Origin of the sequence: Rheinheimera mesophila, assembly GCF_000986865.1 — a bacterium.
In the GTDB taxonomy this organism is placed as follows: domain Bacteria; phylum Pseudomonadota; class Gammaproteobacteria; order Enterobacterales; family Alteromonadaceae; genus Pararheinheimera; species Pararheinheimera mesophila.
Genome location: NZ_LAVS01000089.1, coordinates 25,245 through 51,032 on the forward strand (window position 1 = coordinate 25,245; position 25,788 = coordinate 51,032).

The 25,788-nt window shown below is 45.1% G+C and carries 28 protein-coding genes; 15 read left to right on the forward strand and 13 right to left on the reverse strand.

Annotation, left to right across the window (positions count from 1 at the left end):
- Positions 1–98: 98 nt before the first annotated feature.
- Positions 99–839 (reverse strand): bifunctional GNAT family N-acetyltransferase/hotdog fold thioesterase, encoded by a 741-nt coding sequence (locus SD53_RS14970; RefSeq protein WP_241481822.1) that lies wholly within the window; start codon positions 837–839, stop codon positions 99–101.
- Positions 830–1,006: a GNAT family N-acetyltransferase gene (locus tag SD53_RS18880; protein WP_241481824.1), complete on the reverse strand. Its 177-nt coding sequence runs from the start codon at positions 1,004–1,006 to the stop codon at positions 830–832. The genes SD53_RS14970 and SD53_RS18880 overlap by 10 nt, the downstream gene beginning before the upstream one ends.
- A 35-nt stretch (positions 1,007–1,041) precedes the next feature.
- Here SD53_RS18880 and SD53_RS14975 point away from each other — a divergent pair, with 35 nt between their 5' ends.
- Entirely contained in the window at positions 1,042–1,659 is a 618-nt protein-coding gene (locus SD53_RS14975; RefSeq protein WP_046521000.1) for a class I SAM-dependent methyltransferase, read from the forward strand.
- Here the strand turns inward: SD53_RS14975 and dtd are convergent.
- The 4 genes from dtd to SD53_RS14995 are packed head-to-tail and all read right to left on the reverse strand — an operon-like array spanning position 1,619 to position 4,973.
- The gene (dtd, locus tag SD53_RS14980) at positions 1,619–2,074 is read right to left on the reverse strand and encodes a D-aminoacyl-tRNA deacylase (protein WP_046521001.1); all 456 of its coding nucleotides are present in this window, start codon (positions 2,072–2,074) and stop codon (positions 1,619–1,621) included. The two genes, SD53_RS14975 and dtd, sit on opposite strands and share 41 nt — an antisense overlap.
- Entirely contained in the window at positions 2,071–3,045 is a 975-nt protein-coding gene (pip, locus tag SD53_RS14985) for a prolyl aminopeptidase (protein ID WP_052749404.1), read from the reverse strand. Before pip ends, dtd begins: the two co-directional genes overlap by 4 nt.
- The gene (locus tag SD53_RS14990; RefSeq protein WP_046521002.1) at positions 3,042–3,932 is read right to left on the reverse strand and encodes a virulence factor BrkB family protein; all 891 of its coding nucleotides are present in this window, start codon (positions 3,930–3,932) and stop codon (positions 3,042–3,044) included. Before SD53_RS14990 ends, pip begins: the two co-directional genes overlap by 4 nt.
- 6 nt (positions 3,933–3,938) lie before the next feature.
- Positions 3,939–4,973 carry an FAD:protein FMN transferase gene (locus SD53_RS14995; protein WP_046521003.1) on the reverse strand — a complete coding sequence of 345 codons (1,035 nt, stop codon included), beginning with the start codon at positions 4,971–4,973 and terminating at the stop codon, positions 3,939–3,941.
- A 203-nt stretch (positions 4,974–5,176) separates the two neighbouring features.
- Between SD53_RS14995 and SD53_RS15000 the strand changes: the two genes are divergently transcribed.
- Positions 5,177–7,240, forward strand: coding sequence for a S9 family peptidase (locus SD53_RS15000; RefSeq protein ID WP_046521004.1), 2,064 nt, complete (start codon positions 5,177–5,179; stop codon positions 7,238–7,240).
- A gap of 116 nt (positions 7,241–7,356) precedes the next feature.
- Positions 7,357–8,100: a ferredoxin--NADP reductase gene (locus tag SD53_RS15005; protein WP_046521005.1), complete on the forward strand. Its 744-nt coding sequence runs from the start codon at positions 7,357–7,359 to the stop codon at positions 8,098–8,100.
- Between the two features lie 9 nt (positions 8,101–8,109).
- Here the strand turns inward: SD53_RS15005 and SD53_RS15010 are convergent, their stop codons facing one another.
- The 5 genes from SD53_RS15010 to SD53_RS15030 form a co-directional block, all read right to left on the reverse strand.
- Complete coding sequence (locus SD53_RS15010; RefSeq protein ID WP_046521006.1) at positions 8,110–8,835, reverse strand: hypothetical protein; 726 nt, start codon at positions 8,833–8,835, stop codon at positions 8,110–8,112.
- A 261-nt stretch (positions 8,836–9,096) separates the two neighbouring features.
- Entirely contained in the window at positions 9,097–10,899 is a 1,803-nt protein-coding gene (locus SD53_RS15015; protein ID WP_046521007.1) for an ABC transporter transmembrane domain-containing protein, read from the reverse strand.
- Positions 10,900–10,902: 3 nt separating this feature from the next.
- Positions 10,903–11,301, reverse strand: a complete 399-nt coding sequence (locus tag SD53_RS15020) for an MAPEG family protein (RefSeq protein WP_046521008.1) — start codon at positions 11,299–11,301, stop codon at positions 10,903–10,905.
- A gap of 96 nt (positions 11,302–11,397) precedes the next feature.
- Positions 11,398–12,345, reverse strand: coding sequence for an HAAS signaling domain-containing protein (locus SD53_RS15025; RefSeq protein WP_046521009.1), 948 nt, complete (start codon positions 12,343–12,345; stop codon positions 11,398–11,400).
- A complete protein-coding gene (locus SD53_RS15030; RefSeq protein ID WP_046521010.1) occupies positions 12,345–12,725 on the reverse strand; it encodes a PadR family transcriptional regulator in 381 nt (126 codons plus the stop codon). Before SD53_RS15030 ends, SD53_RS15025 begins: the two co-directional genes overlap by 1 nt.
- A 703-nt stretch (positions 12,726–13,428) precedes the next feature.
- On the opposite strand from SD53_RS15030, the gene SD53_RS15035 reads away from it, so the two are divergent.
- From SD53_RS15035 to SD53_RS15045, 3 genes are all read left to right on the forward strand, one after another.
- Positions 13,429–14,514: a hypothetical protein gene (locus SD53_RS15035; protein WP_046521011.1), complete on the forward strand. Its 1,086-nt coding sequence runs from the start codon at positions 13,429–13,431 to the stop codon at positions 14,512–14,514.
- 101 nt (positions 14,515–14,615) lie between these two features.
- Positions 14,616–15,455: a DUF5677 domain-containing protein gene (locus tag SD53_RS15040; protein WP_125060840.1), complete on the forward strand. Its 840-nt coding sequence runs from the start codon at positions 14,616–14,618 to the stop codon at positions 15,453–15,455.
- A 90-nt stretch (positions 15,456–15,545) separates the two neighbouring features.
- Positions 15,546–16,217: a hypothetical protein gene (locus tag SD53_RS15045; RefSeq protein WP_046521012.1), complete on the forward strand. Its 672-nt coding sequence runs from the start codon at positions 15,546–15,548 to the stop codon at positions 16,215–16,217.
- Positions 16,218–16,448: 231 nt separating this feature from the next.
- Here SD53_RS15045 and SD53_RS15050 read toward each other — a convergent pair whose 3' ends face one another.
- Both SD53_RS15050 and SD53_RS15055 read right to left on the reverse strand, forming a co-directional pair.
- Positions 16,449–17,510, reverse strand: a complete 1,062-nt coding sequence (locus SD53_RS15050) for a hypothetical protein (protein ID WP_046521013.1) — start codon at positions 17,508–17,510, stop codon at positions 16,449–16,451.
- 103 nt (positions 17,511–17,613) lie between these two features.
- Positions 17,614–18,414: a TIGR02391 family protein gene (locus tag SD53_RS15055; protein WP_046521014.1), complete on the reverse strand. Its 801-nt coding sequence runs from the start codon at positions 18,412–18,414 to the stop codon at positions 17,614–17,616.
- 296 nt (positions 18,415–18,710) lie between these two features.
- Between SD53_RS15055 and SD53_RS15060 the strand changes: the two genes are divergently transcribed.
- From SD53_RS15060 to SD53_RS18100, 9 genes are all read left to right on the forward strand, one after another.
- Positions 18,711–19,772 carry a hypothetical protein gene (locus SD53_RS15060; protein WP_046521015.1) on the forward strand — a complete coding sequence of 354 codons (1,062 nt, stop codon included), beginning with the start codon at positions 18,711–18,713 and terminating at the stop codon, positions 19,770–19,772.
- 121 nt (positions 19,773–19,893) lie between these two features.
- Positions 19,894–21,111, forward strand: a complete 1,218-nt coding sequence (locus tag SD53_RS15065) for a DUF3644 domain-containing protein (RefSeq protein WP_046521016.1) — start codon at positions 19,894–19,896, stop codon at positions 21,109–21,111.
- Positions 21,112–21,268: 157 nt separating this feature from the next.
- On the forward strand, positions 21,269–21,334 hold the full coding sequence (locus SD53_RS19020; protein WP_082101890.1) for a DUF4113 domain-containing protein: 66 nt from the start codon (positions 21,269–21,271) through the stop codon (positions 21,332–21,334).
- A 262-nt stretch (positions 21,335–21,596) separates the two neighbouring features.
- The gene (locus tag SD53_RS15070) at positions 21,597–22,094 is read left to right on the forward strand and encodes a hypothetical protein (protein WP_046521017.1); all 498 of its coding nucleotides are present in this window, start codon (positions 21,597–21,599) and stop codon (positions 22,092–22,094) included.
- Positions 22,091–22,387 (forward strand): hypothetical protein, encoded by a 297-nt coding sequence (locus SD53_RS15075; protein WP_046521018.1) that lies wholly within the window; start codon positions 22,091–22,093, stop codon positions 22,385–22,387. Before SD53_RS15070 ends, SD53_RS15075 begins: the two co-directional genes overlap by 4 nt.
- Before the next feature lie 49 nt (positions 22,388–22,436).
- Positions 22,437–22,820 carry an arsenate reductase/protein-tyrosine-phosphatase family protein gene (locus SD53_RS18615; protein ID WP_125060841.1) on the forward strand — a complete coding sequence of 128 codons (384 nt, stop codon included), beginning with the start codon at positions 22,437–22,439 and terminating at the stop codon, positions 22,818–22,820.
- A gap of 365 nt (positions 22,821–23,185) precedes the next feature.
- On the forward strand, positions 23,186–24,217 hold the full coding sequence (locus SD53_RS15085) for a hypothetical protein (protein WP_046521020.1): 1,032 nt from the start codon (positions 23,186–23,188) through the stop codon (positions 24,215–24,217).
- A gap of 95 nt (positions 24,218–24,312) precedes the next feature.
- A complete protein-coding gene (locus SD53_RS15090; RefSeq protein ID WP_052749407.1) occupies positions 24,313–25,140 on the forward strand; it encodes a hypothetical protein in 828 nt (275 codons plus the stop codon).
- 87 nt (positions 25,141–25,227) lie between these two features.
- Positions 25,228–25,716 carry an HNH endonuclease gene (locus tag SD53_RS18100; protein WP_052749408.1) on the forward strand — a complete coding sequence of 163 codons (489 nt, stop codon included), beginning with the start codon at positions 25,228–25,230 and terminating at the stop codon, positions 25,714–25,716.
- The last annotated feature ends 72 nt before the right edge of the window (positions 25,717–25,788 follow it).

Sequence of the window (25,788 nt, forward strand, 5' to 3'; positions counted from 1 at the left end):
CCGACCCGGTCACATAGACAACTATGCTCCCGGGCTCTCGATATCTTGCCGCCTCGCAGCAACTTCAACTACTTTGGTTAAAGCTGAGACTCGCGGATTTAATGCTGACGCTTGGTGGGCAATACAGCAAAACGGCCTTCAAATACAGCCACTTGAGTATCATCACAGAAAATATCGACCTTGATGTCCAGCCTGGCTTTGCGCTGTTGTGTCAGTGCAGAAAAATCAGGCTGATGTTGATGACGCCAGCAGCGCCCCTCCGCTTGCCCTGTCACGGGTTTTAAATAACGGATATGAGCATCAGCCAGCACTATATCCCCGTCCAGTTGCTGATCTTTTAACAGCGACCAAACCATACCCCAGCCTGTTAAGGTACCTAAGGTATAAATACTGCCGGCAAACATAGTCTGATGCAGATTGATATTCGGCGCTAAAGGCGCGGCACAAACCAGTTGTTGCCTGCCCAGCTTTTGTACTTTTAATTGCATATAGGCCGAGAGTGGGATAGTTTGCCAGAAGGTTTGCTGTAGCTGTGCGGACCATTGCTTCAGCACGTCAACATGGGCTGCAAAAGTCAGGGTTTTACCATAACGATGATGAGCAATACCAAACAATGCATTAGCAGGTTCGAGATAGCTATACCCTGCTTTCTGGTAAAAACCTGCCGCAGTATCGCGAGCATTTAAAATGATACGTTGCACGCCGAGTTCAAGGGCCACTTGCTCCAACTGTTGTAGTACCAAAGCACCTAAACCATGGCCCTGCCATTGATCGGATACGGCCATGTAACGCACCTGAGCTGTCTGTTCGTCTACCTTATGCAAACGTCCTACAGCCACAACCTCACCAGCTTCAGTGAGACCATACGATGGAAAGACTCCGCTTCCAACTCATCCTGCTCAGAACCTTTGGGTTGATCCCAGGGGGCTCGCAGTATTTGCCAGCGTAATTGATAATAAGCTAACCATTGAGCTTCGGTCTGTGGGGCGCTAAGCTGCCAGTTCACATCTGTGTCCTGTCGTCTGTTGATTTGAGGGTATTGTGGAGCAAAAAGCTGAGCTTATACAACAGTTAGTCTGGTTTAAGTCCGGTCCACCCCGGTTAGAACTGATAGAAGAAGGTCCGTTTTTATGCCTGTATCTGGACGGCATCATGCAGAGCAAAATGAATCAACTGGCACCTGCGGCAACATTTTCTGCGCATTTGAACCCTGTTTTGCATTCATTACAACAGCGTAAACCTCAAGCTGTACTCCAGCTAGGGTTGGGCGGTGGCGATATCAACCGTTTTATCACCACTGTGCTGCCGAATAGCCATCTGCTCACCATAGAACTCAGTTCAGATGTGATAGAGGCTTATCAACTGTTTTTTTGCCTGAAGGGGAAAGAACAGTTACAGGCTTTAGCCGCCGAAGATTTTCTGCTGTCGAATCAGCAGCAATGGCCTTTTGTGTTTTGGGATATTTATCCGCTGTTTAAAGGCTGGCAGCAGGCAATGCAACTCCTACTGCAGCAAAAAGGTACCCTCTGGATCAATTTATCTCAGCCTGAATATCAGGCGGAACTGGAAGCTGTACTCGGCGAGCGCCCTTATCAATCTATTCCAATCCAGGGTTATTTCAACCTGCTGTATGAGGTGCAACCTCTAACAGAAAAGTGACAGGACCGTTATTGACTAACGCAACCTGCATATCGGCACCAAACTGACCTGTCGCCACCTCCACACCCAGGCTTTTGCAATACTCCACAAACTGCTGATAAAGCCTAAGTGCGTGTTCAGGATGAGCTGCAGTCGAAAAACTGGGTCTTAACCCCGAATTGGTATCTGCCGCTAAGGTAAATTGCGATACCACTAACAACGCACCACCCGCTTGCTGCACATTCAGATTCATTTTGCCGTTTTCATCTGAAAATACCCTGTATTTCAGTACTTTGTCCGCCAGCTTTTTCAGTTGCTGCTCTGTATCATCTTTTTCGACCCCCAACAGCACCAGCAAACCTGTATTGATAGCGGCAACAGGCTGCTGAGCTACGGTCACACTGGCGGAACTGACCCGCTGGATTAACGCTTTCATACTGCGGTTCTCTTTTGACTATGCAACTTATCCGCCATCTCCCTGCTGGCCTGATACAAAGCGGTAGCGATACCAGCTTCGGAGGCCGAATGACCTGCGTTAACCACCCAGTTCAATTGAGCCTCAGGCCAAAGCGACGCCAGACTAAAAGCATTTTCGGCTTTGCAAATCATGTCATAACGGCCGTGCACGATATAACAAGGTAAATGACTGATTTTGTGCAGATTATTCAGCAGTTGATTCGGTTCAAAAAAGCAGTGATGGATAAAATAATGATGCTCAATCAAGGCCAGAGCTAAAGCAGATTGAGCATCCATTTCGCCACTTTGAGCAAATTCATTGGGTAATAAAGTAGCGATACGGGATTCCCAGATACTCCAGGCTAATGCAGCGTTCAGGCGCACGGCCTGGTTCTGGTGATGCAATTGCAACTGGTAGGCCTGCAGTACATCCATATCTGGCAGGTGAGCAATAGGTTGAAGAAAGTCCTGATAATAATCGGGAAATACCTGACTGGCGCCAAAACCTGCACGGTAGAGCCAATCAATATCCTGCTCACGACCAAGGAAAATACCCCGCAAAATAAAGCCCAGACAATGCTGCGGATAAGCCTGACCATAAGCCAACGCCAGAGTGCTGCCCCAGGATCCGCCGGCAACCACCCAGTTTTCGATCTGAAGATGTTGTCGGATCATCTCCATATCGGCAATCAGGTGTTGGGTGCTGTTATTCTCCAATTGCAAAGCCGGGCTGGATAAACCACAACCACGCTGATCAAAAATAATAATATGGTACAAAGCTGCATCAAATAGCTGCCGATGAAAGGGCGAACTACCACCACCTGGCCCACCATGGCAATAAATCACCGGAATGCCACTGGGATTACCGCTTTGTTCGAGATAAATCTGCTGACCATCAGAGGTTTCCAGCCACTGGCTGGCAAAAGCTTCAATCGCTGAACCTATACTCATGCCGTGACATCCTGCTCAGCTATTTTTTCTTCTTTGGCTGCCGTACCAAGCGATAGCTCGTGCAACAACGCTGTTAATTCGGCTCCCAGGAGCACTACCAGCCACACCAGATAGATCCATAAAAACAAAATAGGTACCAAAGCCAGAGCCCCATAAATGGCCTGATAGGACGGAAACTGCGTGATGTAAAGGGCAAAACCTTCTTTGAGAAACTCAAACAACAAACTGGCCACAGTGGCTCCAATCAGGGCATGGCGATAGCGAACTTTGCCGTTGGGCACCACCAGATACAACAGAAAAAAAGCCAGAATAGAAAACAAATAAGGTGTCAGCGCCAGCAAAACAGAGCTGAGTCCTGGGGTATAACCTTCCGCTAAACTGGATAAAGATAACAGATAAGAACTGATAGCGATGGACGCTCCGAGCAAAATAGGCCCAAAAGTCAGCACCATCCAGTAGATGGAGAAAGAGATAATCAGTCTGGGACGCTTTTGAATGCGGAATATTCTATTGATGGTTTTGTCGATATTGTGGATCAACATCAAGGCTACCACCACCAAAGCTGCTATACCTACAGCCGTCATCTTCCCAATATTTTCAACAAAACCAGCGATATAAAGCCGCAATTCATCGCCTCTGGACGGCACTACGTTGGCATACAAAAATGCTTCTAACTGCTCACGCCATTCGCTGAACATTGGAAATGCGCCCATCACAGAAAACATCACAGCAATAAAAGGCACCAAAGACAGTAACGAGATATAGGCGAGGTATCCGCCTATCACATTAATTTGATCATGCTGACAACGCTTCAGATACAAAGTGAAAAAGTCGACACTTTGCCTTAACCAAAGCAGCAGGCTCTGTTTATCCCATCCTTGCGCCATCACCTGTTACTCCTGAAAACTGAACGCTGTACCTGAAGCAAGCGCCTCTGTTAAAGCCTGGCTTGGTTTTTCAATAAAATCATCACCTTGCTGATCGATAAATAACACAGACAACTTCAGCTTATCCGCTACTTTCAGGCCCTGTTCACTGCCCATACACAAGAAAGCGGTAGACCAGGCATCTCCCCAGGTTGGATCAGGAATGAGAATAGTGGTTGACACTGTGTTGTGGGTAACCGGACTACCGGTACGGGCATCCAGCACATGGCTGTAACGCACACCGTCCTGATCGTAAAAATGCCGGTAGGTACCTGAAGTCATAATAGACAGCGGTTCGTTTTGTTGCACACTGATGATTTTTTGCAGTTTCTGAGAATCAGGCAGAGGTTTTTCTATCGCAACACGCCAGGCTTTGGCTTCTGGTTTTTTGCCTTTACTGACCAGCTCGCCTCCGACTTCAACCAGATAATTTTCAATGCCAGCTTTATCAAGGATCTTCGCCAGTTGACCCACTGTATAGCCCTGAGCAATAGAAGATACATCAATCCGTAATGCAGGATTGAGCTTGGTCAAACTGTTCTCTTTGCTGCTGATTTTATCCAAACCAATAGTTTGTTTTAAGGTCTGAATTTGCTCGATGCTGGGTTTGGTGAGCTTATCTCCCCGAAAACCCCAGAGTTCAAAATAAGGCTTTACCGTTAAGTCGTAACAGCCTTCACTGTGTGCAGAGACTTGTCTGGCAATGTCGACCAGTTGCACCAGCTCTTCACCGACTTCGACCGGCTCCTGAGTTTGCTGAGCATTAAAAGTTTCAATCACAGAATCCGGTCTGTAATTCGACATCAACAGATCAATACGGTCCAGTTCATCTTTTAACTGAGTTTCCAAACTGTTTTTATCCAGCTCTTGTTCACTCCAGAAGCTGACCGTAAAAGTGGAGCCCTGAGCCGGGCCTGAAATACGCTGGATAGGATCGGGTTGAGTACAGGCGGTTAAACCAACAAAAAGGCAGACGAAAACACTCAGTTTTTTTAACGACATAAGGCACTACAAACAAAAGAACAGGTGACGCCAGTGTAAACAAAACAGAGGCTAAAAGCCAGCCACTAAGGCCGTGGATTCTGGCTTACAGCGGGATGACGGCCCAAACTGACCGCTTAAATTCAGGCTTTGGTCGCTGACAAATTGTGCAGCAGAGCAATGCAGGTTAGCTTAGTAACCCGTTCATCAGAAGAGGTTTCACCATGAAAAAACCCCAGGTTTTCCGGCCTTTTGTTTATGGCTGTGTCGCAAGCGCCACCTTGTTATGTGCTGTACCTGTTTTCGCATCAACAGCCGCTAGTCAGTATTTTGAATCCGAAGATATTTTTGCACTGGAATATGCCAACGATCCCCAAGTGTCACCGGATGGTAAACAGATCGTCTACGTGCGCAACAGCAACGACATTATGACGGACGGCACGCACAGTAGTTTATGGTTGCTGGACGTTAAAACAGGCCAGCACAGCCCTCTGTTTGCAGACCAGTTCAACTACGGCTCTCCACGCTGGTCTGAAGACGGTCAACGCATTGCTTTTATCTCTGATCGTTCAGGCTCACGTCAAATTCATGTGCATTACATCAAAGAAAACAAAACCGCTTTAGTCAGTCAGCTCGGCAAAAGCCCAGGCAACTTAACCTGGTCGCCAGATGGTGCTCACCTTGCATTTACCATGAATGTGCCGGCTCAGGCCACACCATTAGCCAAGGCTGTTCAACTGCCCAAAAAACCTGAAGGCGCTAAATGGTCTGAACCAGCAGTTCTGATTGAACGGGCTCAGTATCAGGCTGACGGTCAGGGCTTCTTGAAGTCCGAGTTTCGTCATGTATTCGTTCTGCCTGCAACAGGCGGAAAAGAACGTAAGCTGACGGACGGTGATTTTAACTACGGTTCAGACTTAAGCTGGACACCTGATAGTCAATCCTTGATTTTCTCAGCAAATCTGAGCAAAGACTGGGAATATCAACCACGTGACAGCGACTTATACCAGTTCACTTTAGCTAACAGTCAGTTAAAACAACTGACCCGCATGGCAGGTCAGGAGACCTCTGCTGTGTTTTCCCCGGATGGCAAATACCTGGCTTTTGTCTGGGGCAATAATGAAAAAGTGCCTTACACCAATGGCAAACTCAAACTGATGGACTGGCGCTCAGGCGAAATTAAAGATCTGACTAAAGAGCTGGATAGAGACGTGGAAAACCCACAGTGGCTGGATAACAGCAGTCTGGTGATTCAATTTGATGATAAAGGTAAGCGCACTCTTGCGTCTGTCTCTTTATCCGGCAAGCTGGAGCAATTGACGGATCAATTGTCTGGTGTGGGTTTACCTCAGCCTTATTTAAGCGGCGAATACAGTGTAGCCAATGAAGTCATTGCTTTTACTCAAGGCAATGCCCAGCGTCCGGCTGATGTCGCCGTGATAACTAACGGCAGAACCCGCACTTTAACGACGTTAAACGAAGATGTGCTTGGCCATAAAAAATTGGGGCAAGTGCATGAAATTAATTACAAATCATCCTTTGATGGTGAGCCGATTCAAGGCTGGTATATCACACCACCAGATTTTGACCCGACCAAAAAATACCCCATGATGCTGGAAATTCATGGTGGCCCACATTTAGCTTATGGCCCACATTTCAGCGCTGAAATGCAACGCTTTGCGACAGAAGGTTATGTGGTGTTTTATGACAACCACAGAGGCAGTTCATCTTACGGCGAGCGTTTTGCCATGTTATTACACGGAAAATACAGCTCACCTGAGGATTACGCCGACCACGACTCAGGCGTGAACGCCATGATAGATTTAGGTTTTATTGATAAAGACAACCTCTTTATCGCAGGTGGTTCTGCCGGTGGCATAGCTACGGCTTATGCCGTAGGTTTAACTCAGCGTTACAAAGCCGCTGCCGTGGTGAAACCTATTATCAACTGGTTGAGCAAAGTGCTAACAGGCGACAGTTATTTGTATCAAACCTTCCATCAGTTCCCCGGAGTACCCTGGGAGAATGTGGAACATTATTGGAAACGCTCGCCTTTATCCTTAGTAGGCAATGTCACTACCCCAACCATGCTGATGACAGGTGAAGAAGACAGACGCACGCCTATCAGTGAATCCGAACAGTTTTATCAGGCACTGAAATTACGCAAAGTAGATACGGCGTTAGTCAGGATCCCAGGCGCACCTCATGGCATTGCCAATAAACCGAGCCGGATGATCACTAAAGTTGAATACATTCTGGCCTGGTTTAATCAATACAAAACCAATTAGAACTCACAAAGCCCGGTTTTCCGGGCTTTTTTCTGCCATGACCAAACGACGGGCTGTTGTATCTCACTCTAGTTTTGTTAATCTTACCCCAGACTCTATCCGACAGGACATCACAGATGGCGCAGTGGCTTAGCGGGACAGTGATCACAACTACGCACTGGACTGAGACTTTATTCAGCTTGAGAGTAAAAACAGAGCCTTTTGATTTTATCGCCGGTCAGTTTGTCCGGCTGGCTTTGGATACAGCAGATGGTAAAGTGCAGCGCGCTTATTCTCTACTGAATAGCCCGGGCGATACAGAGCAAGAGTTTTTAATCAGCACAGTCGAGGATGGCCTGCTAACTCCTTTGCTACAGCGGTTGAAACCGGGCGATAGCGTCGACATCAGTCAGCCCGCCAGCGGATTTTTTATTCTGGATGAAGTGCCTGACGGTAAAAATCTTTGGCTGATGGCAACAGGCACTGGTATTGGCCCTTATTTGTCCATGCTCGGAACTGACATCCCCTGGCAGAGATTTTCAGCCATTGTGCTGCTGCATAGTGTGCGTTATGCCGCCGAACTGGTGTACCAACCGCTGATCAGCCAATGGCGTCAGCGTTATGGCGCACAACTGCATTATCAGCCCATAGTCACCCGGGAAGCTAAAGCAGATGCTTTACAGCAGCGGATCCCGGAATTAATTCAAACTGGCGCCCTGCAACAGGCGTGTGGCCAAAGCCTGGATCAAGAGTCGCAAGTGCTGTTGTGCGGTAATCCACAGATGATCAACGAAACCAGAGCTGTATTAGAGCGCCTTGGCCTGAGAAAGAACTTACGTCGTGATCCAGGCCAAATTACGGTGGAGCAATACTGGAAATAGCCTTCAATCTTAACACTGTGTCACAGGCAACGTCAGTGAACCTTTCACTTGCTGTTGCTGATGAATTTCCACCAGACACAACTGGCTGGCGACAGTTTCAGCGCTCATGTTCAGCGAAGGCACGGTTTTCCCTTTAATCTTCAATTCTACTTCTTTGTCTTTTGCCAGCTCATTCAAACTATGCACCACGCAGATGTTGTTAGCCAATCTGTGGTTTAGCGCCAAATCCAAATCTCCTACCCCAGCAACCCGGCTTAAATCTCTGTCCAGCTCAATACGTAAATCAGGCTTATGATCAGCGGTAAAACCAACAAATTTCAGATTAAAAACCAGTACATCTTCAAAGGCTAAATTGTCTTGCTCAGACTGAGGAAATTCCATCGTCAACTGTTGCACAGCCCCCAACGCAGCAGGTTGCACTAAGGCCTCGCTTGCAGGCCATACCGCCTTTTCTAACTTTTCAGACCAGGTGGGACCATAGACCCAGCGGTACAAGGCGCTGTGAGGCTCACGACTGGCTTGTTGATACCAGGTATTTTGCAACGCAGTCATTTTTTCGTCTTTCAGGTAATAACGCAGGGCGGTATCCTGCGGGCAGGAAGCCGCTGAGCTCACTGGCTTTTTGCCAAGCGCTATTACCTGGGTGTTATTTGGATCCTGCTTGGTCTGCCACCATTCAGTGGCCCAGACAGGACTGGCACTTAGCGCCAACATCAATACTGCCGAAAATTTCATCACTACTCTCCAGTTGCCGCGCCATTGTAGGAGAACAACATTGTTTTGCAACTATTGATCATGGCCTGCTGCGCCTGACTGGCTGCTGAACCCATGCAAAACAGCACGCCCCCCGATATCGCAGAGCATTCAGATGAACAAATCAGTAATAGGCTTTGCTGATATAAATGCCAAAAGGCAACTGTATCTGTAGTCGCATCGAATTATCGCATTATCAAGTGAAAATGCCTGCGACACCACTATTCGCAAATAGCACAGCTTTTAGTGGCTAAACTGCAAAGCCGCTAAACGGGCGTACAGTTCACTGCTTTGCAACAGTTCTGCGTGGGTGCCCTGAGCCACTATTCGGCCGGCTTCAAGCACCACAATACGATCGGCGGCTAAGACGGTGGCCAGCCGGTGCGCTATTACCAAAGTGGTACGATTTTGCGCCGCATTATCCAGCGCCTGTTGTACCTGCCGTTCACTTTCAGCGTCCAATGCACTGGTGGCTTCATCCAGCAGTAACACCGACGGATTACTTAAGATGGCGCGTGCAATCGAAATACGCTGGCGCTGCCCACCTGACAAACGCACACCGCGTTCGCCTAAATAAGTGTGATAGCCTTGAGGTAAAGCCTGAATAAAGGCGTGTGCTGCGGCCATTTTGGCTGCATCCTGCACTTCCTGCTCAGACGCATCAGGCCGGGCATAGCGGATATTATCCAGCACAGAGCCTGCGAATATCACCGTATCCTGCAGCACTATGCCAAACGGCTGGCGGGCATCGGTTAAACGTACATCTTTTAAGTCGGTGCCGTTGAATTTCACTTGCCCGCTTTGTGGATCGTAAAAACGTAGCAATAGCTGGAACAACGTAGTTTTACCTGCGCCTGAAGGCCCCACTAAAGCTATATGCTCACCGGGTTTAATCTGCAGTGAAAAGTCCTTTAGCGCCAGGGTGTCTGGCCGTGATGGGTAGCTGAAGTTCACCTTGTTAAACTCTATCCCTGTACCCGCCAAATTATGTTCGGGCAACAGCAAAGGCAGAGGATCGGCTCTTTCCACCACAGGAGACTGCACATCTAACAGTTGCATCAGACGCTCGGCTGCACCGGCAGCCCGTTGTAAATCGCCCCAGACTTCGGCAATGGCGCCAATAGCCCCCGCTGTTAACACAGCATACAAAATAAACTGTGATAACTCGCCGCCTGTCATTTCATTGGCCAACACCGCCTGAGCTCCGAGCCAAAGCACAAAAGAAATAGCACCAAATACCAGCACTATAGCCACCAAGGTCAGCATAGAGCGGGCACGAATACGGGATAACGCCGTGCTAAAGGCCGTTTCAACAGATCCAGTAAAACGCGCTGTCTCCCGCTGTTCCTGCCGATACGACTGCACTGTGGGAATAGCGTTTAGCACTTCACCGGCCACAGCGCTGGCATCGGCAATCCGATCCTGACTGTCACGCGATAACTTACGCACTTTGCGGCCAAACAGAAAAATTGGCAGAATCACCAACACTAAAGTCAGCAAAATATAAGCGGCTAATTTGGCACTGGTAACAAAAAGCATCACCAAACCGCCCAGTAACAAGAAGCTGTTGCGTAACCCCATCGACAAGCTGGTGCCCACCACAGCCTGAATTAAGGTGGTATCTGTGGTTAACCGCGACAACACTTCCCCGGTTTTAGTCAGCTCAAAAAACTGCGGGCTCATCTTCACCACATGGGCGTACACAGCGCTGCGTAAGTCTGCAGTCACCCGCTCGCCCAGCCAGGACACATAATAAAACCGCAGCGCAGTGGCCACAGCCAGCACCACAGACAGCCCAAACAAAGCCACAAAGTAGCGGTCGATGTGGCCAGCCTGCTCGCTGGAAAAACCCGCATCAATCAGATAACGAAAAGCCACGGGCAATGTCAGAGTAGCCACAGCCGCTACGGTTAAAGCAATAAAGGTCAGCAACCAACGGCTGGCATAAGGCGTTAAAAAAGGCAGTAAGCGAAAAATCGGGCCTATTTTTCTGGACGCAGCCTGAACTTGAGGTTGTGCTTCGATGGTCACGCTGGTGCTGCTCATGACCTACAATCCCGCCGCTATGCGCAGCACTATAGCCACGGCGGTACCAAAGATCAGCGTCAGTGAGGCAACAAAACTAATAACAAAACCAGGACCGCGGCTTTTCGGATCCCTGACGTAACTGACAGAATACAACACCCGGCCAGCCAACCAGACTAAACCGACAATACCGGCCCATAGCGGGCTGACATAATCACTGAATAACCACAGCGCGGGCAAAAACAACACCAGTTGCTCCAGTGTATTCATTTGGATCCGGTACACCACCTCAAACTCAACAGGCCCGGTCGTAGCAGGCGCTGCCACAGCGTATTTCTTACGCGCCATACCTACGGCCAGAAAGCTGTACACAAACAATAAAAGTGCCAGCAAGGTAACAACAGCAGGAAGATGTAAAGCCATGATAAACCTTCAGTGTGCAAAGGCGGATTGCCCTTAAAGGTTATGGGGCTGTTGCGTAGCGAAATCAACGGCCCCACATCAGACTCTGCCTCAAATTCAGTTCAGATGCTTGAGTCTGAGCAGATCCCTGACGACTTCATAGCCCGGAAAACAGGCGGTAATCAGCAAGCCATACCTCAAGCCCTGCTCCAGTTGCAACACAGTAAACAAGCTCTTCAGCTCGGTAGGACCGGCCTGTAACAGTGGGCCACTCAGAGCCAGTGTCACTAAAAACACGGCAAAAGCCGCATTGACGGCAATGCTGCCAAGCAGCAAGCTGCGATTCCAGATCCGTCGCTGCAACTGCCATAGACTCAGTAGCACGGACAAAACTATCACAGGGCTAAACCATTGCAGCATGAGCAAAGCAGCGTCCGTAAAAGTGACACTACGGGCAGCGAACTCTGCAGGGTTCACCCACAGCGGATACCAGATGACGATAAGTAAAAAGATACAGGTCGCCAGATCGGTAAAAATGTCGCTCAAATCAATATGCTGCCAGCCCAAATCTGCTTTAGGTAACTGTTTTGGCGACCAGTCTTTGCCAGGGCAATGACCGAGCTTGTGCCCTGTGCCATTGATAGCAGCAAAACTTAATACGATGGCAGTAAAAGCAAAACAGGCATCTGCGATAAAACCAGCAGCCAGTTGCAATAAAAAGCGGATTACATGGCCGTCACTACTGCCCAGCCAATGCGTGGTAGCCCCTATCACCTGCACGACAAACAGCACTCCCAATACCATATACAAGGTATGTTTTAACAAAGGCATATCCTCGGCAGCCACTAAAGCTTTAGGCGGTACAAACTGGTAAGCCACAGTTCTGGGACGTCCCATTTGCTTTAAAGCGGCTGCTACATCATCCTCCGACAACTGACCTTGCTGCTCTCTCAAAGCATCGAGCTGATCCATAATATTGGCCTGAAGTTCACGGCCTATTTCCTGTCGTTTTGATTCAGGCAATTCACGCTTCACCGCAGCCACATAACGTTCTACCAGTTCCATTATTCTGTCTCCCCGCTTTGATTGTGCTCCGGGCTTTGGCTTAGCTTTTTACTTTCAGTGAGCAAAGGAGCCAAAGCTGAATTCAGTTGCAGCCATTCGTCAGTCAGTTGCAGCAGCAGCTCTTTGCCTTGCTCTGACAACAAGTAATAACGCCGCTCGCGGCCTTCGGCCTGCTGCCATTCACTGTCCAACAAACCTTGTTCAGCTAAACGCCGCACCAGTGGATACAAAGTGCCTTCGTCTATGTCGATGCCTCTGTCCTGCAGTTGCTTTCTAAGCGAGTAGCCATAATGTGGCTGCTTCAAGGAGGCCAGAACGGCCAGCACCAGCACACCACGGCGCAGTTCCAGTCGCATTTTGTCCAGCTGTGATGAGGTCATAAAAAATCCTGTTCAATTGCTGATACTGTGCCACGCACACTGTGCGCCACACAGCAAATACTAGGCGCGACACAGTAAGATCGCAAGCTTATTTTTTAAACAAAACTTAAATGCATGAATGTAGGTTTCAATGACAGTGTCATTATGTACACTGGCATGTAATTGTTATTTTTCAATTAGTTAGACGACAAAAAATCGAACTAAATCGTTGTTTCCCTGCGAAAATTCCTTTGAGAATCTGAGATCCTCACTCCTGATTTTTAGGAGGCTGAATTGAGCTAAACAGGGATATTTGTCAATTTTTCTGAGCGTCCAAAGCTCACTACTTTAATCAAGTAGCTCTTTAAATGGATCTAATGAGAATCTTAAGGAGGAAGCTAAGGAAACCGAACCATAATTTTTAGTTACTTTGGGAGCTTCATTACAAACTTTCCCCTCGAATTACTGAGACGTCTGGAACCAGCCTATTGCTGACGATGGAAATAGCCATAATCGAATTGCTGTTTTTCAATGAAAGCCTACTTCGTTGATTACAGTGCCCAAATATTTCGATAGATTCAGCTCAATGCATTACAAAATATTGAAAAATGCATGCATTATTCAACACACGTTTTAAGATATCTGTTTTGGACTATAAAGGTGTGTGAGCATTATCAATGGTCCACTACACACCGTCGACAAGAGAATTCTTTAGGAAAATTAAATGCCTCCCTCATTGAACGCCAAATGTATCTTGACGAATCCTGTAGTTCTTCTAATTTGCATTGTTCTAACTGTGTTGTTCAATTTTGAAAAAGGTTTTGCTCAAGTAGCAGTACCAGAAAACGCGCAGCTCAATGTTTTCGGTAATGGCTGGGCTTGTAAACGAGGATTTAGGCAGGTCGACCAAGCTTGTGAAGCCGTTATTCTACCCGAGCATGCTCAAATTAATGCTTTAGGAGATGGCTGGGTATGCAAACGTGGCTTTAGGCAAATCAACCAAGGTTGTGAAGCTGTTACTCTGCCCAAGAATGCTCAAATTAATGCTTTAGGAGATGGCTGGGTATGCAAACGTGGCTTTAGGCAAATCAACCAAGGTTGTGACGCTGTTACTCTGCCCAAGAATGCTCAAATCGATGCTTTAGGAGATGGCTGGGTATGTAAACGTGGCTTTAGGCAAGTCAACCAAGGTTGTGAAGCTGTTACTCTGCCCAAGAATGCTCAAATCGATGCGTTAGGAGATGGCTGGGTATGCAAACGTGGCTTTAGGCAAGTCAACCAAGGTTGTGAAGCTGTTGCCCTTCCCAAGAATGCTCAAATCGATGTTTTAGGAGATGGCTGGGTATGCAAACGTGGCTTTAGGCAAGTCAACCAAGGTTGTGAAGCTATTACTCTTCCCAAGAATGCTCAAATTGATGCTTTTGGAGATGGCTGGACGTGCGGTTCTGGCTATAAAAGAGTTTCTGATTCCTGTGTAGCAATGACTAAGGCTGAAGTCGAAGAAGCTAGGTTGCTGGATTTAGCAATAATCAACCAGTTTAAAAATCAGACAATTGAGTTTGAGGGTTATAGTTTTACACTGAATGAATTTGAAAGTAAGTGCGAAGTCTATCGGTACTCGGATAATTACGGTGACCTTGAGTGCAGGGGTTCCGAACTTAGGCAGCTAGCGAGACGATGCGAAGCGTATTTTACGGGTAAAGCAGATTCAGAGGGCGACATAGAGTGTCGAGGCTCGGAACTCAATTTAATAGAACGAAAATGCAGTGCAACTATGTATTCGGACTCCTATGCAGAAATTAGTTGCTAGAAGGTGCAGTTTGAGCCATTCCCTTCATGCTCTCGGTGTTGTGGTCGACTAATTTTGGCCAGATCGTTGTTGGTAAGCCAGTCCCAAATGAGAGCCAGTAAATGAGTTCAGAAAGGGAAACATTTGATAACCTAAGCTTCCTCCAAAAGCTTCGATCACTTACTCTTTTACAGCAAAATATGCTGACTAGAGCTCTGTATCTAGCCTCACATGGCGAAATAGAGCACGAAGGAATGAAGATCACTTGCACTCTTCCTGAAAAAAAGAGAAAGGTAAGTACAATGTTGGCTATGACCGCTGGTCAATCTCTTAATACGGTACTGGAATTCGCAGGTAAGGAAGGCATCTCAGTTCGTGACTGCTATCCAATTGCACGCTCCGTTGTCGAATCATTCATTAACTGCTCATTCATAGTTTCCTCACCAGAAGAAGTTGCAGATAGAGCTATAAGGCACATGCAGTTTGGCGCTTGGAGATTAAGCAACAGAAAATTCGGCGCTGGCCCTTATGAAATAGATATCTCCACTAGCTATAACAAAGCAAAGGAACTAAAAGAAAGATTCCCCGAGTTCACAAAGGATAAGTCTTGGACCAGCTTGTCTGTACCGGACAGGATCCACATTGTAGGTACATTAAACAGCAATAAAGCAGCGGCAAGGCTCACCGCAGCCTATGGACTTATTTACTATCTTTCCTCCGAAGTTATTCACGGCTCCCTTTTTGGTGCCAGCTATTTCTACACTGGCTATCTAAACGAAAAGCAATCAACAGAAGAGTTTGTCGAGGGAACAAAGCGTCAAATTGAAGAAATGCTTGTGGCCCTGCTTCACGCAGGCTGTGGCTTTCTTGCTGCCTTTTATGCAGCCCAGAACATTGAAGCCCTTGCAGAAGACGAGCAAAAGTTGTTTGACCTACTATTTGAAACCACTACAAATGTATAAAAATAAAAGGCATAGAAAGGGTATACCATCAGGGACTAGCTACACGGCCCCTTGTTGGTAACGTTATGAATCATGTTGGGAATTTGATGCATGCAACAAGAATTAAAAAATGTTCCGCAGGATATGCTTAAGTTAGGGATTGCTGCTCTTGCACATGCCAACTGGCACGCAAACTTCCACAGTTTTGAAAATGACAAATGGTCAGAGCTTTCCGTATTGCAGGCTGCACATGCCGCCGAGATATTAATCAAGGCACGTATTGCAGAAGAACATCCACTGCTAATTTTTGAACAAATACCACGATCCACACAAATTGATAGTGATGCTTTAGACTTCAAGGCTCTTGTCCAAAAAGCAAAAACTATTCAGTATTCTGATTTGCCTGAAAGACTTTGGGCTACAACAGGTATAAAGCTGCCAAACCTAGAGCTGTTTAAAAAATTTGGTATGCTCAGAAACTCAATACAGCACTTTGCGATTCCTCATGACTTTGAATGCAGCACTACTGATTTTATCTACGGAGTTATCGACCCATTTATTAATCAATGCTGGGGACTTTATGCTATCGATTATCACGAAGACACGGAGCCCTACGAGTATATTGTAAGCACTCTACTCGCAAATGAAGTTGAGTTTCTCGTTTCGCCTGAATGTGCAACTAACCTCAAAGACCTCTCATTGGATTGGCCCGAGAGTAAATCATACACAAGGCTTATGAAAAATCGCTTCGAGCTCGCTTTAGTTAGCGAGGAAAACTCATGACAACTGCATCAATCGCTATATAAATAGCATGCTCAGCGTTCAACATGACCGTTTATGGTCGCTTACTTATTTCATATTGGCGGACCTTAGCCAAGTTGATTTAGGAATTAGTCTTCGAATTGGACGCAAAATGACACCCGGATTTACCACCAAAGTCACTGGCTGCTGACTGCCAGTTGCACCTTTCACATAACCGCCAGTTTCAGCGACTGCGTCCCCTGCACGGCCTTGTTAAGCGAAAAACTCTACGCCCGATTCTTCGCTAATTTTTTGTATTTCGGCATATTCAGAGATCTCTTTGTAATAGGTGTGACCGTGACCCATATCTACCTCCTCGCAAAAGATAAGCCGCTCATAGGGCTGTCCTCCATGATTGAAATGAGTGTAGATATGCGGAAAGTAATAATACTCATCACCTTCCCAGTTAACAGTGACAATTGAGTCGAAAGGTATTTCACCAATTAGGAATGCCTTAACGTCCCCCTTCTCACCTGCTTTGTGATCTGTATATCTCAATCCATCGTCAGTTTGCGTAAGATTACCGATTTGCAGTAAAACCTTTATCCCTTTTGTGTATGTTCCTAACATGCCAAGGCGAAACCACGGCGATATCCCTGTTTCCTCTTCACTTGTATTTGGATATCCATCTACTCGATCCACGTCTCTAATAATGACACACGACCTTAGCTTTTTTGCGCGTATTTCATTCAGTTCCGCCTCGAACTCTTTTCTTAAAGTTTCACGGTGCTTCACTTTTTCCGCAGGACTTGAAAAGATAGGAGCTGTTGTTTTGGGTTTACTAATGAATGGATAAAGTGCTGATTTGATCGATGCTATAAGTTCCTTTCTAACTGTTGCTTTATCAGCGTTGTTGTCTTCACTGAGGTTGTAAACAATGGGCCATCGTTTATGCGCCAAATCAAACGGCAGGTTCTTGTCTGGGCTGCCGAACGAAGAATTCATAATATTAATTACGCGACCATCACCAAGGCAGCTTAATGCATAGCCAAGTTCAATTAGAACGTTGGGATTCGGGCAGTATTTCTCATTTTCTGATTTGGTGATGAATGTTATGTCACCAATAAATATGTCACTTTTTTCAATTTTACTAAGGATGGTACTTACAATGTCTGGCGACCCTTGTACGTCTTTCGTGTCGTGATCCAGTCTTAATGCATCCTCAATTTCCAACTCTTGGTTGAGTAGCTTTATGGCTCGTTCAAGACAGTCTTTGATGAAGGTCCGATTGAACTTGTTTTCAATATCGCTCTGCCAAGAGTAAAAAATCTTCAAATCAGGTTTCCTTTTTCTTACCGCTTAACGCCCCGCCAGCAGAGGCAGACAAAACGCACAGAAGTCTCGCTAGCTGGCATTGTTAGTTAAATGGCGAGCAACTTTATACTTGCGTAGCCTTATCTAATTTCCTGTGTATAAACGACACAGTAGACATAATGTCCAAAGCATCTTGTTCGCTCATTGGCCAAGAAATTTTAGGCGCATGAGCAACAGGGTTTCTAACTGAACCAAATAGCCCGACAAGCATGTTACTAAAGCCTTTTTGCTCACTTAACTCTGTATCCGTGGTTAAGCTATTTATTTTTAGGACTGGGTTCTTTACCGAAAACGCGGTATTTACCAGATCTGCACCATCCGTTGTTAAGCTGGACATGTCTCTGATTCGCTGCGCGATACCTTTTATTGCCTCTAGAACTGCATGAAAGTAGTTTTCATTAAGTAGTTCTGCCCGACAGTAATTAAAGACTTCTGCATGAGCGCCTCGATCTTCAAGCTTTGATCTAAGCGCACCTGCTCTCTCCCTTGCTCCTCTTAGCGTCGTTTCTTTAGTTGTCCTTACTACTTTGCCATCCTCTCGGACGTAGAATCCCGAAAAGGATAAAACAACATTTAATTCAGATCTGCGCCATTCAAATTTTTCTTTATCGCGAGCATAGCTGACAGGATCAAGCGCTCGATTAATGAGCATAACTAGATGATTACCCACTTGATGTTTGTTTTGAGCTTCAGCAAGCGCGTTGAAGAGTCTTTTCCATTTGGTCATTGTCGGAGCAACATCTTGGATTTTGCAATCCTGAATCAAATACCCTAGCTCTGAACCAGTTAAGCCTCGTTCAGTATCTGCAAGCACCCGGCAAGCTGCTTCTAATTTCTGTGCGTTGAATGGTTCGATTCTGTCCATGATTATTTAGTGATCACTTTTTAATATAAGGTGCTATGCCCGTAAGACGAACTTTTTATGCCTTATTTCATGATTTTTACCCATACCAAGCTAACTCTGATGTACCTCTCTTTCAACAGGTTTTTCTGAAATAAGTAAATTTGAATCCGACAAAATTTATACTGGCACTACATTGTTAATTTAGCTGCAATTAGTGGTTCAATAGATTTGCAACGAGTGACAAGTCGAATACCACCAACCATTGGGTTTATGGCGTTCACTAAGTAATGAGACCAATTACGTATTCAAAGGAAGACATGGAAGACATAAAAATTTATGAAATTGCTGCACAAGTTCTTTCAGGCATAACAGACGAACTGAATGCAAACATTTATGCTCCATTGGAAGGAGTTCTTGCGCTGACTTGGTCTGAAGTACCAAAGTTTAACGCTTACGCGAAGTCAAAGTCAGATATAGATAGTCCACCAGACCACGTGATTTGCATACATTACGAACTAGTAAGGCAGCTTTACAGAGATGTCGAGTCATTCTGCGATTTTTATTTTAACCATCTTACCAAAAGTGAGTGGGAAGCATTTTTTGATGGTTTGGATGATGCACCGCCCTTAACTGAGTTTTTCACTCAAGAAGAATGCACTTACAACATGTTTGTTGGCGCATTAACCTTTATTTACTTTCATGAGCTGGGACATTTATTACAGCAACACGGGTACATACGACAAAAATTTGGCGAGAGTGCAGAGACGATTATCAATGAATGCCAGATGGCTAGTAAATCGACATTGAAGGGAGACGCAGCATCTGTATCTCATGTGACAGAGCTCTGTGCAGACTTCTACGCTACAACCAAGTGCTTGTATGAGCTGATGAGGCACTTTCAGGATAGTAAGGAAGAACTGAGGGTAGTGTTGTTTATTTTCGTGTGCGGCCTGTCGTGTGTCTTTCACAAATTTAGCGGCTCAGCCCCTTACACCCCGACTGAGGCACCTATTGGAACCCATCCAAACCCTTCAATAAGGATGGAATTTAATCTTCCTCATATTTATGAGCTTATGGACCTTATTGCAGTGGCAAGTGGTCATTCGATGAGTCGCAGAGATTTAGTGCACTTATGCAGAAGAGCTTCCGATAGTTCTTCCCTATACCAAATGGCGCAAAAGAGAGTCGATTGGGGATACAACAACTATCTATCCATTAGGGGTATACCAAATCGACCTGAGGACCACAGTTACTTGAAGCATATCGTCATTACATGGGACGAAATTGGAACATTGCTCAAGAAGAGAACAATTGGTGGCCATGAGTTTGATTTTTTGTCATTTACACAAGAGTTTAGGGATCAAATTAATCGTAATTAATGAAATTTCAACACAGTATCCATGTGTTTGAAAAACTTATGGCGATTGCGTTTAAGTAGTTGATCAAACACTAATTTAAACGATAACTTATCGAATCAATAACAAAACGGATTTGAACAAAATGGCAAGGAATAATAACCAGATCATCTTGGCAGATGTCTTTAGGCAGTTTGAAGACAACGGCATAGTCTTTACTGCTGATATGGTTGCTGAACGTACAACCTACAGCAAAAACTCCATAAACAAGTACATCAACGAAAAGTTGCTTGATAAGTATATTTTTCATGCAGGTTCTCACACTAAGTATCGTTGTGAAGGGTTATGCGCCTTATCAAATGATGAATTCATTGTATTAATGAGTCAGTCTTTAAAGGTTAAGCAGAAAAGCCCTGAAGAGCTGTTTCACGGTAAGCTGGTCAGCCGGAGTCTTGATGCATTTACTCTAGCGTTGGAGGTATATAACCGACCCAGCATGAAAAATCGTGTGGAAGCCTTCGCAATCATGATGGTTAATGCGTGGGAGTTACTGCTTAAGGCAGAGATACTCAAGGCCGAAGGGTATGAAAAAATCTTTTACGACAGAGATAAAAGCATATCAATTTCTGACGCGGTGAAACGGCGTTTGCAAGAAAAAGACCCGGTAAGAATAAATTTAGAGACCCTCATTGAATTACGTGATCACGCCATTCACCTGCTAATACCAGAGTTACAGCCACAACTTTCAAGACTTTTTCAGGCAACGGTTCTCAACTATCAGACACGCTATAGAAACGAAATGGGCAATGCTCCACTTGCAGGACAAAGTGTGGGAATGCTGAGTTTAGTTGTCGACGGGCCCGCACCAGAAGTGGCATTAATTCAAAAGTTATATGGTAAACACACAGCTCAATCAGTAGCACGGTTTATTCAGCGCTTCGATGAAATGTCGAAAAAAACTGATTCAACTGCGTTCTCTATCCCTGTTGATTACAGGCTTGCGCTTGTTAAACGGGAAGATGAAAGTGATCTCTCACTGAGCGTTGGAGATACTGGGGAAGGGGCAATTTTTATCACTAAAACGAAAGACCCTGATGCTACTCATCCTTATCACATGACAGAGGCAATAGACGAAATTAACAAGCGACAATCCATCATTTCAATCAAAAGCGGAGCGTTTCAGGCTGTCTTGAATAAACACAAGATAAACAATCAGAAAAAGTCCGAGCTACGATGGGTGATTGATGGAAGGCCACGATATTCCGAAAAGTTTATCACATGGTTTGTCGACAACTTAAAACAGCCCTTATGGCTTGAATCTGCGAAAGATTTTCGTAGGAGTCAGCTTAAAAAAAGCCGATGAGTTTGTAGAAAGGCAGCTTGCTACGCCCCCCACCCTGCGGGGTGACAATTCTAGGTTTGAAGACAACTCTGCGCTGATGCCTCTGTTGGACCAAATCAATTAACAGCATCCAAATAGCCTTTTCTTTGGCTCAAAAGGACCGACTTAGAACTGAGGCATGAAGCGCGAACAGTTGTCGCCAGCATACACAACGAGCTGGGCTGGCTTAGCTAAAGCGAAGTAGCTGGTATCTAATGAGCATTGAAGCTATCGAGGGGGGTAAGGCATACAGCTAAGAAATATTATTTCTAAAATTAGCCTCATTAATTAAATAGAAATTAATTAATAAAAACAATTGCTTGACTCCAGTTTCAAGCGTATCACAGACTGAAGTGAAAGGCTATTTTTTCACCGTTGAGCACATTTTAGCGTCGAAACGTTATTGGTAAGACGACGCAGCTTCGCACTAATATCCACACCAAGTTGATGGTTTTGTGAGGCACAACATGCATCTCGATTTAACACATATGTTACCAGAGCAAGTGACAGCAGATATTGGGGGCATCGCCCAACAATATGGAGCTTACTGTCCACACATGTTGTGGCCCTTATGGTTGCAGCATGTTGATATCAGCAAGACGCCTGTCAATGTTCTTCAGGCTGCTGCTCAATTGTTATCAAGCTACAACTGTGTGATTGCAACACTGCGGTTTGGCTTGTACTGCTCTAGGCACTTCCCGAGTCGAGGAAATGTCATTAGTGATGACGTTGCGCTGCACTATCTGCGTCTGGCATTTCAAATGCTTACACAAAGCCAGCAACAAGAAGGGCTGATGAAATGGCTGCAACAAGCAGAAGGCTTTGACTACGAGAAAGAGCAAAGAGGACTATTTTGGATACATGCTTGTGCGGCTTTTGCGCAACACGAGTATGACCTTAATCCTGATTACTTGAATGCTGAGATTGAGTTCGCATTCCAATTTCTCCTCAATATTAAAAAATGAAGCGCAAACTTATCGGCCGAAACAAAAAACGTATTTCAGAATGGTTGAAGTTGAAGCCAAGCGACATCGCTTATCATCGCATTGAAAGCAGAGTTACGTTTGAAGACATCAGCAGAATCAAGAGGCGGGGACAAGAATGCTATGAGCACAGAATTAAACGCCAAGAAAGGCTCAAGCCGCGTCAACTTAAAAAGTTGCGCCAAAAACAGCGGCTATCTGGCCTCATCGGCAGCAAATATGGTGGGATGTGCAAGACACAACTAAAACCTGCTGCTGCATTTTTCAAAAAATAGTCGTTATCTCTGATACTTAAGGCCCTCTAAAAAGTTGGCGTGAGTCCAGATGACAATTGAAGGGCTGAACCATTTGGAATGGTATTTACACATGAACATTTTATTTCTCTGCACATCAAACCTAAATCGTTCACGCACTGCCGAGGATTTCTTCAGGTCAACTTGTGCTGCTCATCAATACAAGTCAGCAGGACTTAGTCAAAAATACTGCCAGAAACACGGGACAACCCTTTGCACCATTGAGATGCTGGCGTGGGCGGACAGAATTTTTGTGATGGAAGGCATGCACGTTCAGCGTATTGCTGAACATGCGGGTGAAGCGTATTTGAACAAACTCGAGGTGCTGAATATTGATGATGTTTATCAATACATGCAGCCTGAACTCATCCAGGCATTATTGGCTAGCGACAAGCTGCGGTTTTTACTCACATGACCGATTGGCTCTTAGTAAAATGCAGTAACAATATACAGATTTTTGAGCTGACAAATTGAAGCTAATTGCCACTAGCGGGCATTGGCAGTTGTGGTAAATGCCTATTCATCACTTCCTTTATGAGCTCAAACCGCTGGTTAAAATCCCATATCCATCTTGAGTAAATTTAAGAACAACTAGCGTACTGCCTCTATAAATCTTGTAGCACGCAAATTTCCTGATTTTAGAAAAATTGGTTGAAATAGAGGTACGTGAACGTTAGTTTGGTATGAGTAATAATCAGGAAAGAAGGCGTAAAATGTTCGACTTGCGAGCGTTTTGCCTTCTATGAAATTGTTAAAAGAATTGAAATATCGGAGTTCAAGTTGAAGCCTATATTTAAAATTGAATACGCGGATAGCGTTTCACCGCAAGTTAAAATTAATAATGAATATATTGGTCTAGTTGTTAAGAGCTGGTTTGATGCGGCCATTTCATCAGAGCAGGACAAGGTCTATAAAATAATCTTTCCCAAAGGTTGCAGTAAAAAGTTAATGTTACTTCAATCTGGCGAACTGAGCGGCTTGAGAACTACATCTGTTGTATCTGATGGAAAAATACAGGCTACAGCAGGTCTTGAAGAGGTTTTTGAACGAAATGAGTACAAGCTTCTAAGCTTTGCTCTATTTGGGCTCGTGGAGCAATACCTGAGTCAAATATCTCGCGTATCTCAGGAGCTTTATGAAGCAAAACAGATTGAAATAAGAGCCAAGTTTGAGCGCATCTCATATGTACTTGAAAGTACGTTCGATATACTACCTGAGCTGTTGGTGGACAAGTCACTGAGAGCGCCATATTTAAATCAAATAGTAGATAGTAATAGCAACTGCTTCGAAATATACGTAATTTTTAGAGAGAGATTTAAATCCCGATGCAATGAGACTGGCCAGAAGCTAAGAGATGACAATAGTGCTTACCGAGCCAAAAATCGTTGTCATCATCTAAATGGTCTCCTCAAAGACAATGTGTTCGCTGCTTTGGAGCGCTTTGCTTATGGGAAAGTATGCGAGATTTTCCTTAGCAACAACTTCACTGATTCATATCTAAATAGCATCCAAAACCAGTTACATCTTATGATGAATGAAGTCATAGAAATTATGCGTCTAGCGGCTCCTTTGGAGCATAATTTTAGGCAAAACTGGCAATTTGATATTGATAACCGTCAGGTGACGAAATCAGAGAGGGAACGTTTGCAATCTGAACTTGATGATTACATAGCTCTCCATGAAAGTATTTTTCAAACATTAAGCTCTCAGATAGCCGTAAACATACAGGGTGTTGAGGCTATCGCTAAGCATTCACAGGTTAGTGATATTCAGCTATTTGTAAAGAATGGTGAATTGTACATTCACGAATAATTTTTATAACAAGTTGCTGCACGTGGAAAAATTATTATCTACGCTCCTAATTTTTCGGTGTGCAAAACATTATGTCCGCTTAGGGAATCATCAAAATGGGAAGTACGAAAGATTATTGGTTTGATCGAGTTGAAGCTCAAAAGAGCTTCCGGTTGGCAAACCACCTCGGAATTTCCGAAGATGAACTAGAGCAGATAGCTTACGACATTGACGCTGACTACAGTAGCGATGGATTACTTTATGGCTATATTGTTCGGTTCGACGATGATAACGATCCATCTATCATGGCGAAAATCGAGGGTCTTACCTCAGGTTCATATGTGAATCTATCTCCGTGGGATCTTGAAGACCCAGAGGAAGATGAGCTTGAGTGGGAAGTAAAGCAATCAGACCAGTTAAAAATGTTTAATAAACAGTTGGCTGAAATCCCCGAAATGCTTCTAATAAATACTACGGGAAACGCCCAATTTAGCTTGTTTGTGATGCTACATGCACATGTTGTCTCTGCGTTAGAGCACTTTCTGTCGACAACATTTATTCATCGCGTTACTAATTCCGACCAGTTAACAAGAAAATTGGTCGAGTCCGATCCAGAATTTGGAAATCGCAAATTTACGGTAAACGAAATTTACGCTCAGCATAGCAATATTAAATTAACCGTTGCCGCATATTTGAAAGGCATTATTTTTCATGAAATGCGCAAGGTGAAACCAATGTATGCTGAAGTTCTTTCATTTGATTTTGGTGATATATCATGGCTTTTCGCAGCAGTTAGAGCGAGGCATGACTGTGTGCACAGAGCAGGCTACGATAAGGAAGGGAATCCCGTAACTTTGTCAGCGGAAAGTATCAGAGACTTAATAAAAAATTGTCGTGAATTAGCTGAAAGAGTTGATGAGCACGTACAGGAACTAGAAAACTAGTGACAAAACAAATGCATATTGTCGGTCTGGTTTTCCGCTGCGCTCCAAACTAGCCGCAAATGCAAGGGTTAACCGTAAGGGAGAGAAATGGCAGGAACCAAACATTTCACAAGAATGCACTACCATGTAAGTCGTGGATTACGAGAGATAGTAGCGCCCCGGCAGACAATGCCTAATAAGGAATGGGAAGAAATCAAACGTTCTTTCGGCGAGAAATGTGCTTATTGTGGTCAAGTTGCCTCGAAGGAAAATAGGGGGATAGTTGCCGATCATGTAATTCCCGCAACAGAGTTTGGCGAATTTGTTAAAGGTAATATTGTTCCCGCATGCCAAACTTGTAATGATTCACGTGGCAATAAATGTTGGCGAGAATTCATCATCACGAAGCAAGGAAGTGGCTTGGCCGACCGCATAGCAAAAATCGAGCAACATTTAGAGGCTAATCCATACACTGCGCCAACACCTGAGACTGTACTGTCAGCTCAAGAATTGAAAAAATATAGCCAACTACTTGAGCAATGGGATGACATAAATGCAAAGGCTAAAGAGCTCTACAATTCAAAACATAATAGCTAGATTCAAGCTTAACAAGGCCAAGCAGCATCGCCAGCAAAGCTGGCTGTACCTCGCTATGCTCGGCCACTGCTG

Excerpts from the sequence above, each read along its gene's own strand:
- SD53_RS15010 (WP_046521006.1), bottom strand. The coding sequence starts at position 8,835 with ATGAAATTTTCGGCAGTATTGATGTTGGCGCTAAGTGCCAGTCCTGTC.
- dtd (WP_046521001.1), bottom strand. The coding sequence starts at position 2,074 with ATGAAAGCGTTAATCCAGCGGGTCAGTTCCGCCAGTGTGACCGTAGCT.
- SD53_RS14995 (WP_046521003.1), bottom strand. The coding sequence starts at position 4,973 with ATGTCGTTAAAAAAACTGAGTGTTTTCGTCTGCCTTTTTGTTGGTTTA.
- SD53_RS15045 (WP_046521012.1), top strand. The coding sequence starts at position 15,546 with ATGCAACAAGAATTAAAAAATGTTCCGCAGGATATGCTTAAGTTAGGG.
- SD53_RS15040 (WP_125060840.1), top strand. The coding sequence starts at position 14,616 with ATGAGTTCAGAAAGGGAAACATTTGATAACCTAAGCTTCCTCCAAAAG.
- SD53_RS15070 (WP_046521017.1), top strand. The coding sequence starts at position 21,597 with ATGCATCTCGATTTAACACATATGTTACCAGAGCAAGTGACAGCAGAT.
- SD53_RS15000 (WP_046521004.1), top strand. The coding sequence starts at position 5,177 with ATGAAAAAACCCCAGGTTTTCCGGCCTTTTGTTTATGGCTGTGTCGCA.
- SD53_RS15090 (WP_052749407.1), top strand. The coding sequence starts at position 24,313 with ATGGGAAGTACGAAAGATTATTGGTTTGATCGAGTTGAAGCTCAAAAG.
- SD53_RS15075 (WP_046521018.1), top strand. The coding sequence starts at position 22,091 with ATGAAGCGCAAACTTATCGGCCGAAACAAAAAACGTATTTCAGAATGG.
- SD53_RS15065 (WP_046521016.1), top strand. The coding sequence starts at position 19,894 with ATGGCAAGGAATAATAACCAGATCATCTTGGCAGATGTCTTTAGGCAG.
- SD53_RS15015 (WP_046521007.1), bottom strand. The coding sequence starts at position 10,899 with ATGAGCAGCACCAGCGTGACCATCGAAGCACAACCTCAAGTTCAGGCT.
- SD53_RS15055 (WP_046521014.1), bottom strand. The coding sequence starts at position 18,414 with ATGGACAGAATCGAACCATTCAACGCACAGAAATTAGAAGCAGCTTGC.
- pip (WP_052749404.1), bottom strand. The coding sequence starts at position 3,045 with ATGAGTATAGGTTCAGCGATTGAAGCTTTTGCCAGCCAGTGGCTGGAA.
- SD53_RS18100 (WP_052749408.1), top strand. The coding sequence starts at position 25,228 with ATGGCAGGAACCAAACATTTCACAAGAATGCACTACCATGTAAGTCGT.
- SD53_RS15060 (WP_046521015.1), top strand. The coding sequence starts at position 18,711 with ATGGAAGACATAAAAATTTATGAAATTGCTGCACAAGTTCTTTCAGGC.
- SD53_RS18615 (WP_125060841.1), top strand. The coding sequence starts at position 22,437 with ATGACAATTGAAGGGCTGAACCATTTGGAATGGTATTTACACATGAAC.
- SD53_RS15025 (WP_046521009.1), bottom strand. The coding sequence starts at position 12,345 with ATGGAACTGGTAGAACGTTATGTGGCTGCGGTGAAGCGTGAATTGCCT.
- SD53_RS15005 (WP_046521005.1), top strand. The coding sequence starts at position 7,357 with ATGGCGCAGTGGCTTAGCGGGACAGTGATCACAACTACGCACTGGACT.
- SD53_RS14990 (WP_046521002.1), bottom strand. The coding sequence starts at position 3,932 with ATGGCGCAAGGATGGGATAAACAGAGCCTGCTGCTTTGGTTAAGGCAA.
- SD53_RS15020 (WP_046521008.1), bottom strand. The coding sequence starts at position 11,301 with ATGGCTTTACATCTTCCTGCTGTTGTTACCTTGCTGGCACTTTTATTG.
- SD53_RS15030 (WP_046521010.1), bottom strand. The coding sequence starts at position 12,725 with ATGACCTCATCACAGCTGGACAAAATGCGACTGGAACTGCGCCGTGGT.
- SD53_RS15035 (WP_046521011.1), top strand. The coding sequence starts at position 13,429 with ATGCCTCCCTCATTGAACGCCAAATGTATCTTGACGAATCCTGTAGTT.